Here is a 15,961-nt window from a genome sequence, read left to right as displayed (position 1 = left end):
AACCCGTTAGACCATAGTCCCGTATCGGTAAAACTTCGTCACAAATCCTGACCGATTGATTTACTGTTGGCGCCTGTCCAGACGGGCGTTGCAGCCAGTGCCGATCAAAAACTGTAGGAGCGAGCCTGCTCGCGATGGACTCGAGAACACCGCGTTTAACCAGTAAACACGCGTCATCGTTTACGACCATCGCGAGCAGGCTCGCTCCCACAATAAAAACGGCGTTAGGTCTTTGCAGCCCTGAAGACCACAACAATCATAAAAATTCGAGGTACTCCCGTGGCCGCTGATATCGAAGATACCCGCTCCGCCCGTTTTGCCCTGCGCTGTTCAAGTTTTGCCGAACGCTGGTTTCCTGATTCCTGGGTGTTTGCTGCGCTGGCGGTGATCATCGTCGCCGTGGCCACTCTGTTCATGGGTGCCAAACCCACCGATGCCGCGATGGCCTTCGGTGACGGGTTCTGGAGCCTGATCCCGTTCACCATGCAGATGGCGTTCGTGGTAATCGGAGGTTATGTAGTCGCCAGCTCGCCGCCCGCCGTCAAGCTGATCGACCGTCTGGCGCGCATCCCCAAGAACGGCCGTTCCGCCGTGGCGTGGGTGGCGCTGATTTCCATGGTCGCATCGCTGTTGAACTGGGGCTTGTCGCTGGTGTTCGGCGGCTTGTTGGTGCGCGCCCTCGCCCGCCGCGTCGACCTGAAAATGGATTATCGCGCCGCCGGTGCTGCCGCCTACCTGGGCCTTGGCGCGGTGTGGGCCCTGGGCCTGTCGTCGTCCGCCGCGCAGTTGCAGGCCAACCCGGCCAGTTTGCCGCCGTCGATTCTGTCGATCACCGGGGTGATACCGTTCACGCAAACCATCTTTCTCTGGCAGTCCGGCGTCATGTTGCTGGCGCTGATCGTGATCTCGCTGATCATTGCCTACGCCACCGCCCCAGGCCCGAACTCGGCCCGCGATGCCAAAGCCTGCGGTATCGACCCGAGCTTCAACCTGCCACCGCTGCAACCGCGCACTCGCCCCGGCGAATGGCTGGAACACAGCCCGCTACTGACGATTTTGCTGGTGCTGCTGGCGGCCGGGTGGCTGTTCCACGAGTTCTCGACCAAACCGGCGATCAGTGCGATTTCCGGGCTGAACACCTACAACTTCCTGTTCATCATGCTCGGTGCCTTGCTGCACTGGCGCCCGCGCAGTTTCCTCGATGCGGTGTCCCGCGCGGTGCCGACTACCACCGGCGTGCTGATCCAGTTCCCGTTGTACGGCTCGATCGCCGCGCTGATGACCACGGTCAAAGGCACTGACGCGCAGACCCTGGCGCACCACATCTCGACGTTTTTCGTACAAATCGCGTCCCACGACACCTACGCGCTGCTGATGGGTGTGTACTCGGCGATCCTCGGCTTCTTCATCCCGTCGGGCGGCGGCAAGTGGATCATCGAAGCGCCGTATGTGATGCAAGTGGCCACCGACCTGAACTACCACCTGGGCTGGGCCGTGCAGATCTACAACGCCGCCGAAGCCCTGCCGAACCTGATCAACCCGTTCTACATGCTGCCGCTGCTGGGCGTGCTGGGCTTGAAGGCTCGGGACTTGATCGGGTTTTCGTTCGTGCAACTGCTGGTGCACACGCCGCTGGTGCTGTTCCTGCTGTGGGCGCTGGGGACGACGCTGACGTATACGGCGCCGGTGATGCCGTAAACGGAGTTGATTGCACCTGCTGTGAGGCAGGTGCAATCAGGCTTGATCGGTGGGTAACACCTTCAGAAGTTCAGGCAAGGCCGCCTGAACCGTATCCCATACCACTTCAAGATTGATATCGAAGTAGCCATGAGCAATGCGATTGCGCATACCCCGCATGCTGCGCCAAGGCACCTGAGTGTTCTGCGTGGCGAACTCGGCGTAGCGGTCCATGATTTTTGTCGCGGCCTCTCCGATAATGATGAGGCTCATGATGACGGCTTGCTGGGTTCGCTTGTCCTCGAAGAACTCTTCTTTACTCAATCCTTCGACAAAAACCAGCGCATCCACAGCGGCCTGACGCATGTGCTCAAGGTAGTCGCCGAGACGGTTTTCGATCATACAGGACGAGCCTGCTCAAGCACTTGCTGGCGAAATTTCAACGGAAGATCGCCGGGCGTCAGCAGGTCGACACTCACTCCCAACAAATCCTCAAGCTCGACCTGAAGGCCGCCCAGATCGAAAAGAGTGGCACCAGGCAGTGCATCTACCAGCAAATCGAGGTCACTCCCCTCTTTATCCGTTCCGAGCAACGCCGAACCAAACACCCGAGGGTTGGCGGTACGAAAGCGGCCTACAACCTCGCGAACGGCTGCTCGTTGCAGATCAAGAGCGGTGGAGGGCTTCATTTTTCACCTTTACCCAGTGCAGTATTGCGCCAGTCTAGCAGTGCTTGAGTGAGGTAAACACTGCGCCACTTGTAAGCTGACCTGTCGCATTGCACTGTACTCGCCTCCGCTTTGGGGGCCCACACGCTGAAAAGGATCTGAGCATGTTCAAACTCGCAGCACTCACCCTTGCCGCCCTGACCCTGAGCACTGCCGCCCAGGCGGATGCCGATCTGAAGCTGGGCAGCACCGAGCGCGTCACCCGGCTGTTCGCTTACCCCAACAATTGCAACGTGATCTGCTTTCGCAACTGGACGCTGGAGCAAACCGTCGAGCATTACCTGACGCAGAGCGTGCAGCGTGATGGTTACAGCGATGCGAAGGTGCAGGTCAAAACCGATAACAATCAGCTCTATGCCGCAATCACCGGTGTGCCCAGGGGCTATGAAAAGCCGTTGGCAGCGTTGCTCGATGCCGGCGATCTGGCTTATACCGGCGCCAGCAAGTTGAATGCCGACGGCAAGTGGGCTTACAGCTGGTACTTGTTCCTGCCGCTGGGCATGGCCCTGGAGAACCGTAGAAGTGTCGAGTTGCTGCACTTCCCGCCTGATTACTCGCTGACTCAGGCCCAGGACTATCTGGAGTCCAAGACCACCGATCGCTGGGCCACGCTGCTGACGATCAACGGCATCCCTGCCGATCAGACGCCGGCTTTCCAGACCATCATCGACATCGCCCCGATCGCCGCGCCCTCCAACGCCGGCAAAGATCTGGAAGGCGTCTACGACTACTTCAAGGACTACCAGACCACCATGGTCAAGGAAGTCAGCCAGAACGCCAGCGGTGCCACGTTGCCGATGGTCGCGTTCGGTGCGCCGGTGCGTAACTGGATCAAGCAGCAATACGGGCCGACCGTAAACGTGCTGGGCCTGGCAACCATCAGTCCGAAAGAAGGGGTGAAAGTGCCGGTGCTGGGTTCCAACCACCCGAGCTACATCTGGTACGCCGCCGACCCGGACAGCTACACCGGTAAAGATGCCCAGGCCCAGGCCGACGCAGCGGGCCTGAAAGTCATGGGCCAGGACTTGAGTGCCGCATGCTGGCAAGCCGCCATGGGCCGCGACCTCGACAGCAATCCAGACATTGAGCTGAGAAGTTGCACCCAGACCTGGCAAGTGGCCCAGGCAGTTAAAACCTGCGAACTGTTCTACACCTCGATCCGCAACCTGACACCTGGACAAGCCACGGCCAAATGCGCGACGACGCCGATCAAGGCTCAACTCAAACAGCTCAAGGTCCCCACGCCTGCGACCGCAGTGCCTGCTACGCATCTGTAAAAAACTGAACGGCGTTCCTGCGTGAGCCTTGGCTGACGTGGGAACGCGCGCTTTTCCTCTGTCAGTTATGACAGTAGACCGGTGGTTTTTTTTGCGAGAGTCTTGAGGCGTACCCATGTGCTGCAGGGCTGACAGGATGTCAGCTGACGGAGGTCGCAGCACCCCGCCGACAAGGATTGTGATGAAACCCCATGCTGAGCAAGGAATCACCTCACCGCCATTCAATGGCATCTATCCGTTTATGGAATTGCCCCCTCGACTGGGATTCCCTACCACGCAAGACTTTCAAATCATCAACAATGCCCAGAGAGAGCCAATCGCTGTCGCCGCTTTGCGCGAATTCCCTCGGTTCAGCCGAATCTGCCGTATTTCCGGGCATTTGCTGCCCTATCGCTGCCGACACACTCGGCAAATGGCGCCGGGCATTCATGTCTATGACCCGCGCTTCCTGGGCCTGCTCAGACACTCCTGCGATCCCAAGGTCTATCCCGACATGAGTGAGCTGTGGTTATGGGCGCTCAAAGACATCAAAAAAGGTGATCGGCTGACGATGGATTTCGCCACGACGGAAGACAGGCTGCAGCGGCAGTTTGCCTGCCGTTGCGGTTGTCCTTGCTGCCGTGGCTGGATCACCGGCTACAACGAATCGCCGAATGCCGATGGCCAGTTGTTCTTCCAGAATTGGCGCCGATGACGCCGGGGGCTTTTACAGCGGCTCGAATGGACGCAGGCGGTACTGCGGCGGCAACTGCTCGAAACCACTGATGGTGGCATTCAGGCTCTTCCACCGACCGTCCTTGATGCCATAGATGCAGCCGTGAATCGACAGTTTCTGCCCGCGGTGCCAGGCGTTTTGCACAATGCTGGTGTGCCCGACGTTGGCCACTTGCTGGATCACGTTGAGTTCGCAGAGGCGGTCGACCCGCTCTTCTTCGGTTGGCAGTTTGGAGAGTTCTTCGCGCTTCTCGTAGTAAAGGTCACGAATCGACCGCAGCCAGCCATCGATCAAGCCGAACTGGCGATCCTGCATCGACGCACGCACGCCGCCGCAGCCATAGTGGCCGGTAACGAGGATGTGTTTGACCTTGAGCACGTCCACCGCGTACTGAATCACCGACAGGCAGTTGAGGTCGGTGTGCAGCACCACGTTGGCCACGTTGCGGTGGACGAACAGGTCACCGGGCAGCATGCCGACAATCTCGTTCGCCGGTACGCGGGCGTCGGAACAGCCGATCCAGAGGAATTCCGGCGTTTGCTGACGCGCCAGTTTGGCGAAGAAATCAGGATCTTCTTTGGTGATCGCGTCAGCCCAGCGCTCGTTGTTATCAATCAGATCTTGTAAGTCGTTCATGCAATGAAGCCTCGAGAATGATGCGCTGCTTTGACAGACAACCGCCCGTCGGGGTCACGCGCAAGATGCAGATTGCCGATGAGGCATATTACCGGTGTTCCCTGCCGGCGGAATTCCGGGCAGCCCAGTGGGTCTACCGTAGTAAGGCTCACAGTATGAGGAATTACCATGAATGATTCACGACGTCCGTACGATGCGGCGCAACCCGAGCCCATCGACGACAACGAAGACCGCATGGGTTCGCTGCAGGAGCTGGATTTCGACGAGGAAGAACCCAGCGCGAAAATCGGCGACGAACTGACGCAAACGGAACGCGAGCGACTGATACCGCGCGCGCGCGTGCGTGAAGCCGGCATGACCGGCGCCTCGACCGCTGATCATGAATCCACCGATGATGACATGAGCCCGGAAACGTTGATCCGTGAAGACGGTGCGCGGGATGCGCATGAGGCCGGTGACGATTACCGGGCCGATTGGGATTTGAGCATCGTCGATGAAGATGACATCGGTGGGGGTAATGGGCTGGATGAAGAAGAACTGGCGCGGCTGGATCCGCTGGATGGGAATCGGTGATCGTGGGTGTCAATGAGGACGCCTTCGCGGGCAAGCCTCGCTCCTACAGGATTTGTGGCGTTCTTGCATTTGTGAACGCCGAAATCCTGTAGGAGCGAGCGGGCGGCGATCCGACTTGCCCGCGAAGCTTTTAAGGCTCAATCCACCAAAGTGCAGGCCATGACCACCGCATCTTCGCGCCCACCCACCGCCGGATAATAATCCCGACGCCGGCCAATCTCGTTGAACCCATACCGCTCATACAACCGGAACGCCGAGCGATTGCTGTCGCGCACTTCCAGAAAACATTCCCGCGCCTCAGCCTTGTAGGCAATCGACATCAGGTGCTCCAGCAGCGTCAAACCCAGGCCACGGCCCTGATTTTCCGGTTTGACGGTGATGTTCAGCAGGTGCGCTTCATCCAGAATGATCTGCACCACACCGTGCCCGACCTGCTGTGAACCTTCAAACATCAGCCAGATCTGGTACTTGCCCAGCCCATCGAGAAAAATCCCGCGGGTCCAGGGATGGCTGTACGCCGCGAATTCAATTTTCAGGACAGCGTCCAGGTCCGCCTCGGTCATCGGGCGAAACGATACAGCGTCACTCATTCGATTCTTTCCAGCGCGCCATCAGCCGACGCATGGCTTGCCAGACATCAGCCTTACGCTGTGGCTCTTCCATTAATAATTCCAGGCCCGGCAGGGCCCAGACCGCGCCCAGGCCTTCGACCTGAAGTTCACGATTGAAGGATTCGGCGTTGGCCTCGCCGGCAAAACGCACCGCCGGCAGGCCGATCAGCCACACGCAGACGCACGGTGCGTCTTCCAGCCGGGCCGAGAGAAAACCTTGTACGAAATCACGAGCCGCTTCCGGGCCTTGATCCATGGTGCCGCGAACCAACAATGGCCAGCGCACCGGTTCGCCGACAATTTGCGGGCTGTCCGGCAGACCGGCGGCGCGCAACATGTCCTTGAGCAGCAGATAGGCGGGATCGCGGGTCTGGAAGGTTTCGCCTGTGGGTAACTCCACCAACAGCAGGCAACGACCGGCGCGCAGCAATTGCAGGGCAAATCGCGGTGGCGGCACGACCGGCGCCTTGACCGCGACCGGTGCCTCTTCTTCTTCGACCTTGGCGTTGGTGCGCGTGCTGGCCAACGATGGCCGCGGCACCTCGATTTTTACCCGTTCGGCCGGTTTGACCACAGGTTCCACAGGCGCATCGGCCACTGGAGCCAGCGCCACTGGCGCGACGACCAACGGCTCCGGCATTTCCAGCAGCTCGGGCCGCGAGGGCGCGGCGAAGGGCAATTCGGTACGCGGCAGCCAGTTGACCACCTGCATGGCGGTCAAATAAGCGCGGCGACGGGACTCGATTAGCAAAGGTCGGCCACTTGTGGATAACTAAAGTGCGCTGATTCTACCGCCCTTCGCTCAAGATCGCCCGCGCTTGATCGATACTCTTTCCCTTAGAAACAGCTACAGCCCGTCCCGAGAGTGAATCGCATCGGTCCCGATGCAGTACAATCGCGGCTTTTAATCGCCAACCAGCCGGCCATTCCGATGATCGAACCCAAGCGCGTCTTGCGCGCCCTCGCTGAACACTGGGCACTTCTGGAGCCACTGTGCGAGCACTTCGACCAAGGCACACTGAGCCTCAACGAACTGCGCACGCAACTGGCCGCCCAGCAACTCGACAGTACGCCGCAGGACATCACCAGCCTGCTGGACGTGTGGATCCGCCTCGACATTCTGGTTCCCGTGGCGAAAAGCCCGAACCGTTTCGAGCTCAACGCGCAGATCCACGACTTCCTCGCTTACCTGCGCCGTGAGCACCGCCTGGGCCTGTGCCTGGAAATCGAAGCCTATCTGCGTCATCTCGAACGCCTGGCCGGTTACATTCAGGACGCCTTCGACATCCGCGACGGCCACGACCTGGCGCGCCAATTGCGCCTGCTCGACATGCGTGTGCGTGATGTACTGAAGAAGCTCGCCAACGACGAACAGGCCCTGGTGGCCGTCGCCGAACGCGCCAAGACCAGCGACCGGCAGATTCCGCTGCGTCAGCGTTACGCCGAAGTGCTGGCGACCTGGGACGAATACGTCGAGCCGATGATTCAGTTGGTGAACGCCGACGGCGCCTTCGAACAAGGCGTGCGCAAGGTCGAAAATGTCCTGTTGAAGATGCTCACCGAGCAGCAACGCCTCGGCCACCTGGTCGATGACGACATGCTGCTGCGCACCCACGCACGTATCCTTGAAATGCAGACCAGCGCTCAATTGACGCTGCGTCATGCTCGCGAACTGCTGCTGCCGCTGCGTGAAGAAGCTCGCCGTCACAACGCCGTGACCCGTGGCGCAGCGCTGGCCTTGTCGGCCATCCGTCGCAAAGGTATCGACGCGGTGCCACAAGCGGCGATGCCGATGTTCACCCGGCCGCAAAGCACCTTCCTCGGCAGCGCCAGTCAGGTCGAAGCCTACGTCTACGCGCTGGCCCGTTTCGAGCCGAAACCGGCGCGTTTCCCCAAGGCCCACAAGACCCAGAAAGGCGAAGCGCCACGCGCACCACGTACCGTTCGCGAAATGCTTGAACGTTGTGAAGACGCGCTGCCAATGCCAGACCTGATGACTTGGCTGCTGGAACAGGAACCGAACGGCGCCACCGACGAATTGCTGTACTGGTTCTCGCGCCTGTCGCGGGAAAAACGCTTCAAACGCGAGCGTCTGGAACGCCGCGATTACCACACTCATGAGCACCAGGTCAGCCTGCGCTCCTTCGCCCTGCTCTCGGCCAGCGACACCGCCGCCGAGGATTCTGCGAGCATTCCACATGCATCTTGATCTATCCGAACTGTCCCAGCTGGCACCGATCTTTCGCGAGCTGTTCAAGGGCTACCACGTCAGCCGCCGCGATCCGGAGCTGTACGCGCAACTGTCGAACTTCCAGGACCAGTACCGCACGCTGTTCAAGGCACTGGGTTTTGAACTGGTCTGCGACACCCGCGGTTTCTACTACTTTGTGCCGGACCTCGCCGCCGCTGCGGTGAACAAGACCGCGCAGCGTCTGGCGCTGTTCACCTTTATCCTCGTCGAGCATCTGGCCGATCAGGGCCGTGACCCGATTGCCGTGCTCGATGGCGGCAGCCTCGGTCGCGATGAATTGCCGTCGTTGCTGGAAAAATACCGCGACCTGTTCATCCAGGCCGAAGTGCAGACCGTCGAAGAACTCGAAGAAAAAATCATGCGCCGCATGACACAGCTTGGGTTCGCCGGCGAAGAAAACGGCGTCTACCGTTTCCTGCCGCCGATGCACCGTTTCCTCGACGTGTGCCTGTCGGTTCAGCAGGACCGTGACCTGGCCGCCAGCCTGCACAGCGTGCTGCCGCTGCCGGTTCCGGTACTGATCGACGACGACAGCGACGAAAAACTGCTGCAAACCGATGATCCGCTGGACTTGAGCGACTTCGAAGAAGAAAGCGAAGAAGACGCCATGGCCCGCGCCATTACCGAAGAACAGGAGACCGACGCATGAGCAAGGAACGCTACGGCATTCGCCGCTTTGCCCTTTTGAACACCGCCGGTTACAGCCTCGGCCTGTTTCCGCTGGAAGAACCGTTGTCGGTCTACGGCGCGAACAACCTCGGTAAATCCGCCTCGATCAACGCCTTGCAGTTCCCGATTCTGGCGCGCATGTCAGACATGAGTTTCGGCAAGTACAGCCTGGAACAGTCCCGGCGTTTCTACTTCGCTTCGGACACCAGTTACATCCTGGTGGAAGTCTCGCTGCCCCACGGCCCGCACGTGATCGGCGTGGTCGGTCGCGGCCCGGGCGGTGGTTTCGGTCACCAGTTCTTTGCCTATGCCGGCAAACTCGACCTGGCCCATTACCAGAAAAACGACACCTGCCTGCGCCAGAAAGAACTGTTCACCAACCTTGAGCGCGAAGGCCTGAAAGCCTACGAACTCAAGCCGGATGAACTGCGTCGTTTGCTGGTCGGCGGCCACACCTCGATTCCGCTGGACCTGACCCTGATTCCGCTGCGTTCCACCAGCGAGCAGAGCCTGAAGACCTTCCGCGCGCTGTTCATCAACCTGCTGCACATGCGCGAAATCACCGCGGCCAAGCTCAAGCAGTTGTTCCTCGATGCTTTCGAACACAGCCTGCGTTCCGGCAGCGTCGATTACATCGCTGCGTGCGAAGAAGCCTTCCGCGATGTACGACGCATGGAGCAGGACTACAACTCGCTGGTCACCGCCGGCCCGCTGGTTGAAGCGCTGGCCGCAGGCGTTGCTCAGCGCAATATTCTGCGTGGCAAACTGCACCGGATCTCGCCGCTGCTCGATTCCTTGCTCGGCACCTGGTCGGACTACGCCAGTGCGCGCAAGGAAGAACTGACGATTCAGGCCGAGCACTACCGCAACGAACAGGACGCGCTGCAAAACGATCAGCGTGGCGGCACGCAGGAGCTGATGCGTCTGGAGCGGGAAATCACCGGTATCCAGCGCTGGCTCGGCGAGTTGTCCGTGCTCAAGCATCGCTTCGCGTTGGTGACTGACGTCAAGGTCCTGGAGCAGCAATTGCTCGCGGCCAAGGACGCGCACGATGAACTGGCCGGTGCGCTGGCGCAGTCGCGGCAGTTCTCTGCCGAAGACCTGGAAGAGCGTCTGCGCGATCTGGAAAAACGCCTGAAGTCGGTGAAACAGCAACTCGATCACGCCGACAACAACAGCTACGCCCGTCTGCGTGAAGAGTTCTCGCAACAGGATGTCGAGCGTCTGATGCGCCTGTTCAACAGCGCGCTGTTCAGCCTGCCGTTGGGCGAGCATGGCATCACGCTGGACGAGGACGGTCAGTGGGTCAAATCCATGGAGCTGATCCTCGACGGCTTCAAAGGCGAGCGCTTCGAAGTGCCGGGCCTGTCCATCGACATCTCGCACATTGAACCTCCGGCGTTGCAGGCGCTGGCGGACCGCGCCGCGTTGCGCGATCAGAAAGACCGCCTGGAAAAAGAACTCAAGCAACTGAAAACCCAGGCTGCCGTGGTCGCCGACCGCGCAGCGAGCAAGACCCAGACCGAAGCGCTGTACCAGCAAGTGCTGGACGCGCAGAAAGCCCTGGAAGATTTCCGTCGCGCGCAAACCCTGAGCGCCGAGGAAGACGACAAGCTTGAGCAACTGGCGCAGATGGAAGCGGCGCAGGAAGAACTGAAGCGCTCCAGCGACGCCTTCACCGAACGTGTCCAGCAACTGTCGGCCAAGCTGCAACTGGTCGGCCGGCAGATCGGCGACATGGAAGCCAAGCAACGCACCCTCGACGACGCCCTGCGCCGCCGTCAGTTGTTGCCGGCAGACCTGCCGTTCGGCACGCCGTTCATGGACCCGATCGACGATTCCATGGACAACCTGTTGCCGCTGCTCAACGACTATCAGGACAGCTGGCAGGGCTTGCTGCGCAGCGATGGCCAGATCGACGCGTTGTACGCTCAGGTGCGCCTCAAGGGCGTGGCCAAGTTCGACAGCGAAGACGATATGGAGCGTCGCCTGCAACTGCTGATCAACGCGTATGCGCACCGCACCGACGAAGCCCTGACCCTCGGCAAGGCACGCCGCGCCGCGGTTACCGACATCGCCCGGACCCTGCGCAATATCCGCAGCGACTACGACAGCCTCGAGCATCAACTGGCGCTGTTCAACCGCGAGATCAACAAGCGTCAGGTCTCCAACCTGCAGAGCTTCCGCATCGTGCTTGCGCCGAACAAGGAAGCGCTCAAGCACATCGACCAGATCATCCACAGCGCCGGTCAGTACGAAGAAGGCGAAACCCTCTCCGTGTTCGACCTGAGCCAAAGCGCCGATCAGGACAACAAGAACGAAGAAGCCAAGGAATACCTGGCGCGCCTGGTAGCGGCGAACCACAACCAGCTTGGTCTCAAGGACTTGTTCGAACTGGCGTTCGAGATCACCAAGGTCAACGGTCAACCGGTGATCCACACCGACATCGACGGTGCTGCGTCCAACGGCACGACGATGACCATCAAGGCGCTGACCAACATGTACTTGTTGCTGCACTTGATGGACCGTGACCAGGCTGGTCGCGTGCGCCTACCGTACTACCTCGACGAAGCGGCGGACATCGACGAGAAAAACCAGGCCGCGTTGCTGGAAACCAGTCTGCAACTGGGCTTCGTGCCGATTCTGGCGAGTGTGAAGCCGCAGGTCTGCGCCAGTGTGGCGATTGACCTGGAAGGGGGTAGCGGGCCGAACGGGATCTACATCGATGAGGCGGACTGGAAGTACATCCGTCGTCACGATGAGGTGAAGGCTGTGGTTAACGTTGAGGCGGATGAACCGGAGCTGGATGCGGTCTGATCGACGTTAATTCCAAGGCAATAAAAAAGGCCGCGATCCAATTGGATCGCGGCCTTTTTAGTGGGCTTTCGTTAGTATCTTCGGTGATCTTGAGGGCCCCATCGCGAGCAGGCTCACTCCCACAGGTTGTATGTTTGACACAAATCCACTGTGGGAGTGAGCCTGCTCGCGATGGCGGCAGTGCGGTCGCCAATCAACTACTTACCCAGTGATATCTTCGGCGCCCACGTCAGCCATTCATCTTCAAACTTGTCGAACAACGGGAAGGTTTGCTCCGCTCTCGCCGGGTTACCCATGCGATCCCCATCCGGCGTGGCGAAAGCGATGCCGCCCTGAATCAGCGTCTCCAGCGATTCGGTACGAACCGTCGCGCCTTTGAACAAACCGTAATCGAAACCGAAACCGCTGGTGTTCCAGAATCGTGTGCCGCTGCGCACCAACGGCGCGTACTTCGGCTCGATCAGGATGTGAATCAACACACGGTCAGCCGTCTGGCCCAGTTCATACCCCGTCACCTTGCCCACGGTGACTTCGCGATACGTCACTGGTACGCCGATTTTCAACGAACCGCGGCGAGCGGCGCTGAGAACCAGACTTAACCCGGCTTCCTGTTTGGCGGTTTCAGGAGGATTGGCCAGCGCTACGAAGTTATTCTGCGACCCGAGGTTTTTCGCGGCCGGCTGCACTTCGATATATTGGCCGGTCACCAGGGTTTCCAGGTTCGACGTTTTGAGCAGACCCAGCTCGGGCTTGACCACCCAGAACTGACTGCCGGCCCGAGCGATACGCTCTGGCACTTCGGTGATCCGCGCGGTGAGCATCACCGATTGCAGGTCATCCGTGAGGTCAACGTCTTCAATCTTGCCGACGTCCAGACCTTTGAATCTCACCGGTGTGCCGCTGCGCAAGCCATCGGCGCGATCGACCTTGATCGTGATCACGGCGCCTTTCTGGTTGGCTTCGTCATGGCTGGCGAACAGACGGAAACGCGGGATTTTCTTTTGCAGCGGGGCTTTGGCCAGCGGGGTTTCGAAGGCGATACCACCAGCCATCAGGCTTTGCAACGATTCACTTTTGACCTGGATTCCGCCAGTCAATCCGCCCGTGAGCGTAATGCCACTGGCATTCCAGAATCGGGTCGAGGCGTTAACCAGCCCTTCGTATTCCTTTTCGATGTGTACACCGATCACCAACTGTTTTTTCTTGCGCGAGAACTGATAGCTCTGGACCGAACCGACCTTGACCTGCTTGTAGAGAATCGGACTGCCGACTTCCAGCGAACCAAGATTTTCGGTAAACAACACCAGGTGCAGGCCCGGCGAGCGCAAATCCAGCGGCGGCGCCTTGGCCCTTGCCACGAACTCACGTTGTGGTGCTGCGCCTTTATCGCCGGGACGCACAGCGATGTAGTTACCTTTGACCAACGCTTCAAGCCCGGTGATACCGGCCAGGGAGATCGACGGTTTGACCACCCAGAATTGAGTGCCTTCGACCAGGTAATCTTCGGCCAGAGGATCAAGGGTCAGTTCAGCGGTAGCACCGGACAGATCGGGATCGATCTTCAACGCTTTCAGATTGCCGACCTGAATGCCTTTGTACATCACCGGCGTACGACCGGCCTGCAGGCCTTCGAAATCGCTGAGTTTGACCTTGACCCGTATACCGGCCGCCGCCGCATCGAAGTCCTCATAAAGACGGAACGGCAGGCTCGGATCGGTGGGCGGGCTGTCCCTGCGGTTTTCCGGCGTGGCAAACGCGATACCGCCGGCGACGATGCTGGCCAGGGACTCACTGCGCACTTTCACACCAGACAGGTTGGCGTCGATGCTGATGCCGCTGGCATTCCAGAAACGTGTGTGTTTGCGTACGAGCTTGGCGTAGGTGGGCTCGATGAACACTTTGAGCTCAACTGTGCTTTGGTCTTCGGACAGCAAGTAACTTTTGATCTGGCCTACTTTGATCTGCTTGTAGAACACCGGGCTGCCGCGGTTCAGCGAACCGAGGCGGTCAGCCTTGATGGTCAGGTGCAACCCGGGCTGGGCATCCGACAGCGGCGGTTCTTCAGCCAGGGCCTTGAACCTGCGTGTGGGTTCGCCCTCCCCCGGACTGATCGCGACGTAGTTACCGGAGACCAGGGTTTCCAGGCCAGTGATACCCGCCAGGGTCACGCTCGGCTTGACGAGCCAGAAGCGTGTGCTGGTCCGCAGGTATTGCTCCACGTCCTTGTTCATCTCAACGGTGGCGATCACCCCTTTGGAGGCGCCTTCGTCATCGAGCGTGAGGGTTTTCACCTTGCCGACCGACATGCCTTTGTAGACCACTTCGGTCTTGTTGGCCTGAATGCCTTCACCGCTTTCAAAACGTACCTGAATCTCGATGCCGGTCTCGTTGTAGGCACGCCAGCCGAGCCAGCCGCCGATGATCAAGGCGATCAGGGGCAACACCCAAATGGCTGACCAGTTCGAGGCCGGTCGGGTTTTCGCTGTGGGCAAATCAGTCATGGTCGTCGTCCGACTCCGTGTTATCCCAAATCAGTCGGGGATCGAAAGTTACTGCGGCAAGCATCGTCAGAATCACCACACTGGCGAAAGCGATGGCGCCAAGATTGGCTTCGACACTGGCAAGCCGTCCAAAATTCACGACCGCCACCAGGATGGCAATCACAAAGATATCGAGCATTGACCAGCGACCGATGAACTCGATAAAGCGGTACATCCAAATCCGTTGACGAGCCGAAAGCGGCTGGTGGCGCTGCACCGAAAACAGCAGCAAGGCGATGCCCACCAATTTGAACGTGGGCACCAGAATACTGGCGATAAAAACCACGGCGGCGATGGGAATCATGCCGTGTTGAACCAGTTGGATCACACCGGACATGATGGTGCTGGGATCGCCCTGGCCGAGGGAACTGACCGTCATGATCGGCAGTACGTTGGCCGGAATGTAGAGAATCGCCGCCGTGATCAGCAACGCCCAGGTACGAGCGAGGCTGTTGGGGCGGCGGGCGTGAACCAGCGCACCGCAGCGGGTACAGACCTGCTCGTCGGTGTCAGCTTCCTGCTTGTTCAATTCATGGCATTCGGCACAAATCAGAATGCCTGCATCAATCGCCCGCATGGGCATCCTCTCCTGATAAAGCCTGCCAGATCTGATGGGGCGACATCACGACCTCCAACCAGACCTGGACCAACAACAAACTGATAAAGCACGCCAAGCCGAGACCAATGGTGATTGCTGCCATATCTGCCAGTTTGACGATCGCCACCAGCACCCCCATGAGGTAGACCTCGAGCATCCCCCAATCGCGTAGATGGTGATAAATCCGATAGAGCAACAAACCGTAACTACGGCCGATATCAAAACGAATGCTCAGCAGCACGGCCAGTTGGCAAAGCAGTTTGAGCAACGGGATCCCCATGCTGCACAGGAACACAATCACTGAGACGCCTTGCATTCCGGTATCGAACAGGCCGACAACGCCACTCCAGACAGTATCTTGCGACGACTGCCCGAGTAGATTGAGCTGCATGATGGGTAAAAAGTTCGCCGGGATGTACAACAACAGCGCGGAGATGACCAAGGCGAGACTACGTTGCACAACATTGTGCCGGTGGGCATAGAGTTCGTAACCGCAGCGCGGACACAGGGCTTTCTCCCCATGGGCGAGCTTGGGCTTGCGCATCAGCAAGTCGCACTCATGGCACGCCACCAAGTCGTCCAGCGGTAATTCTGACAGCCCGGGGGCGTCAACCGGATCTGGCATAAAGGCACTGACTCCGAAAAAGTTGGACCTATTCTAGTGTCCTGAGTCGAAAATAACTGTGCAAATTTGTGCTCGTGCGGAGCGTGCTTTTTTTTGCGGGCAAAACAAAACCCCAACTGCTTTCGCAATTGGGGTTTCGGAATTTAATCTTGACGATGACCTACTCTCACATGGGGAAACCCCACACTACCATCGGCGATGCATCGTTTCACTGCTGAGTTCGGGATGGGATCAGGTGGTTCCA

General features: G+C 59.3%; 15 protein-coding genes and 1 rRNA gene. 7 read left to right on the top strand and 9 right to left on the bottom strand.

Annotation, left to right across the window (positions count from 1 at the left end):
• Positions 1-279: 279 nt before the first annotated feature.
• A complete protein-coding gene (locus tag KGB24_RS27665; RefSeq protein WP_008037184.1) occupies positions 280-1,698 on the top strand; it encodes a short-chain fatty acid transporter in 1,419 nt (472 codons plus the stop codon).
• A gap of 36 nt (positions 1,699-1,734) precedes the next feature.
• On the opposite strand, the gene KGB24_RS27660 is transcribed toward KGB24_RS27665, so the two are convergent.
• Both KGB24_RS27660 and KGB24_RS27655 read right to left on the bottom strand, forming a co-directional pair.
• A complete protein-coding gene (locus KGB24_RS27660; RefSeq protein ID WP_223415241.1) occupies positions 1,735-2,079 on the bottom strand; it encodes a DUF86 domain-containing protein in 345 nt (114 codons plus the stop codon).
• Positions 2,076-2,366 (bottom strand): nucleotidyltransferase family protein, encoded by a 291-nt coding sequence (locus KGB24_RS27655; protein WP_008025823.1) that lies wholly within the window; start codon positions 2,364-2,366, stop codon positions 2,076-2,078. The genes KGB24_RS27660 and KGB24_RS27655 overlap by 4 nt, the downstream gene beginning before the upstream one ends.
• Positions 2,367-2,509: 143 nt before the next feature.
• Here KGB24_RS27655 and KGB24_RS27650 point away from each other — a divergent pair, with 143 nt between their 5' ends.
• Positions 2,510-3,682, top strand: a complete 1,173-nt coding sequence (locus KGB24_RS27650; protein ID WP_223415240.1) for a hypothetical protein — start codon at positions 2,510-2,512, stop codon at positions 3,680-3,682.
• 181 nt (positions 3,683-3,863) lie between these two features.
• Positions 3,864-4,376 carry a lysine methyltransferase gene (locus KGB24_RS27645; RefSeq protein WP_223415239.1) on the top strand — a complete coding sequence of 171 codons (513 nt, stop codon included), beginning with the start codon at positions 3,864-3,866 and terminating at the stop codon, positions 4,374-4,376.
• Positions 4,377-4,388: 12 nt separating this feature from the next.
• Here KGB24_RS27645 and can read toward each other — a convergent pair whose 3' ends face one another.
• Positions 4,389-5,033, bottom strand: coding sequence for a carbonate dehydratase (gene can / locus KGB24_RS27640; RefSeq protein WP_008025819.1), 645 nt, complete (start codon positions 5,031-5,033; stop codon positions 4,389-4,391).
• Positions 5,034-5,201: 168 nt separating this feature from the next.
• On the opposite strand from can, the gene KGB24_RS27635 reads away from it, so the two are divergent.
• Entirely contained in the window at positions 5,202-5,606 is a 405-nt protein-coding gene (locus KGB24_RS27635; RefSeq protein WP_008025818.1) for a hypothetical protein, read from the top strand.
• Between the two features lie 137 nt (positions 5,607-5,743).
• Here KGB24_RS27635 and rimI read toward each other — a convergent pair whose 3' ends face one another.
• Both rimI and KGB24_RS27625 read right to left on the bottom strand, forming a co-directional pair.
• Entirely contained in the window at positions 5,744-6,196 is a 453-nt protein-coding gene (gene rimI / locus KGB24_RS27630; protein ID WP_008025817.1) for a ribosomal protein S18-alanine N-acetyltransferase, read from the bottom strand.
• Positions 6,189-6,929, bottom strand: a complete 741-nt coding sequence (locus KGB24_RS27625; RefSeq protein ID WP_223415263.1) for an energy transducer TonB — start codon at positions 6,927-6,929, stop codon at positions 6,189-6,191. Before KGB24_RS27625 ends, rimI begins: the two co-directional genes overlap by 8 nt.
• A gap of 219 nt (positions 6,930-7,148) precedes the next feature.
• Between KGB24_RS27625 and mksB the strand changes: the two genes are divergently transcribed.
• The 3 genes from mksB to mksF are packed head-to-tail and all read left to right on the top strand — an operon-like array spanning position 7,149 to position 11,954.
• The gene (gene mksB, locus KGB24_RS27620; protein WP_008025814.1) at positions 7,149-8,426 is read left to right on the top strand and encodes an Mks condensin complex protein MksB; all 1,278 of its coding nucleotides are present in this window, start codon (positions 7,149-7,151) and stop codon (positions 8,424-8,426) included.
• Complete coding sequence (gene mksE / locus KGB24_RS27615; RefSeq protein WP_223415238.1) at positions 8,416-9,117, top strand: Mks condensin complex protein MksE; 702 nt, start codon at positions 8,416-8,418, stop codon at positions 9,115-9,117. The genes mksB and mksE overlap by 11 nt, the downstream gene beginning before the upstream one ends.
• Positions 9,114-11,954 carry an Mks condensin complex protein MksF gene (mksF, locus tag KGB24_RS27610; RefSeq protein WP_008037179.1) on the top strand — a complete coding sequence of 947 codons (2,841 nt, stop codon included), beginning with the start codon at positions 9,114-9,116 and terminating at the stop codon, positions 11,952-11,954. The genes mksE and mksF overlap by 4 nt, the downstream gene beginning before the upstream one ends.
• 197 nt (positions 11,955-12,151) lie before the next feature.
• On the opposite strand, the gene KGB24_RS27605 is transcribed toward mksF, so the two are convergent.
• The 4 genes from KGB24_RS27605 to rrf all read right to left on the bottom strand — a co-directional run.
• On the bottom strand, positions 12,152-14,455 hold the full coding sequence (locus tag KGB24_RS27605) for an intermembrane transport protein PqiB (protein ID WP_223415237.1): 2,304 nt from the start codon (positions 14,453-14,455) through the stop codon (positions 12,152-12,154).
• Positions 14,448-15,071, bottom strand: a complete 624-nt coding sequence (locus KGB24_RS27600) for a paraquat-inducible protein A (RefSeq protein WP_008025805.1) — start codon at positions 15,069-15,071, stop codon at positions 14,448-14,450. The genes KGB24_RS27605 and KGB24_RS27600 overlap by 8 nt, the downstream gene beginning before the upstream one ends.
• Positions 15,058-15,717 (bottom strand): paraquat-inducible protein A, encoded by a 660-nt coding sequence (locus tag KGB24_RS27595; protein WP_008025803.1) that lies wholly within the window; start codon positions 15,715-15,717, stop codon positions 15,058-15,060. The genes KGB24_RS27600 and KGB24_RS27595 overlap by 14 nt, the downstream gene beginning before the upstream one ends.
• A gap of 147 nt (positions 15,718-15,864) precedes the next feature.
• Positions 15,865-15,961 (bottom strand): 5S ribosomal RNA (gene rrf, locus KGB24_RS27590); the annotation flags it as partial.

The sequence above is a fragment of the Pseudomonas sp. BF-RE-25 genome (assembly GCF_019956105.1).
GTDB lineage: Bacteria > Pseudomonadota > Gammaproteobacteria > Pseudomonadales > Pseudomonadaceae > Aquipseudomonas > Aquipseudomonas migulae.
The sequence above is the reverse complement of the archived record's forward strand: the minus strand, read 5'-3'. Positions and strand labels throughout refer to the sequence as shown.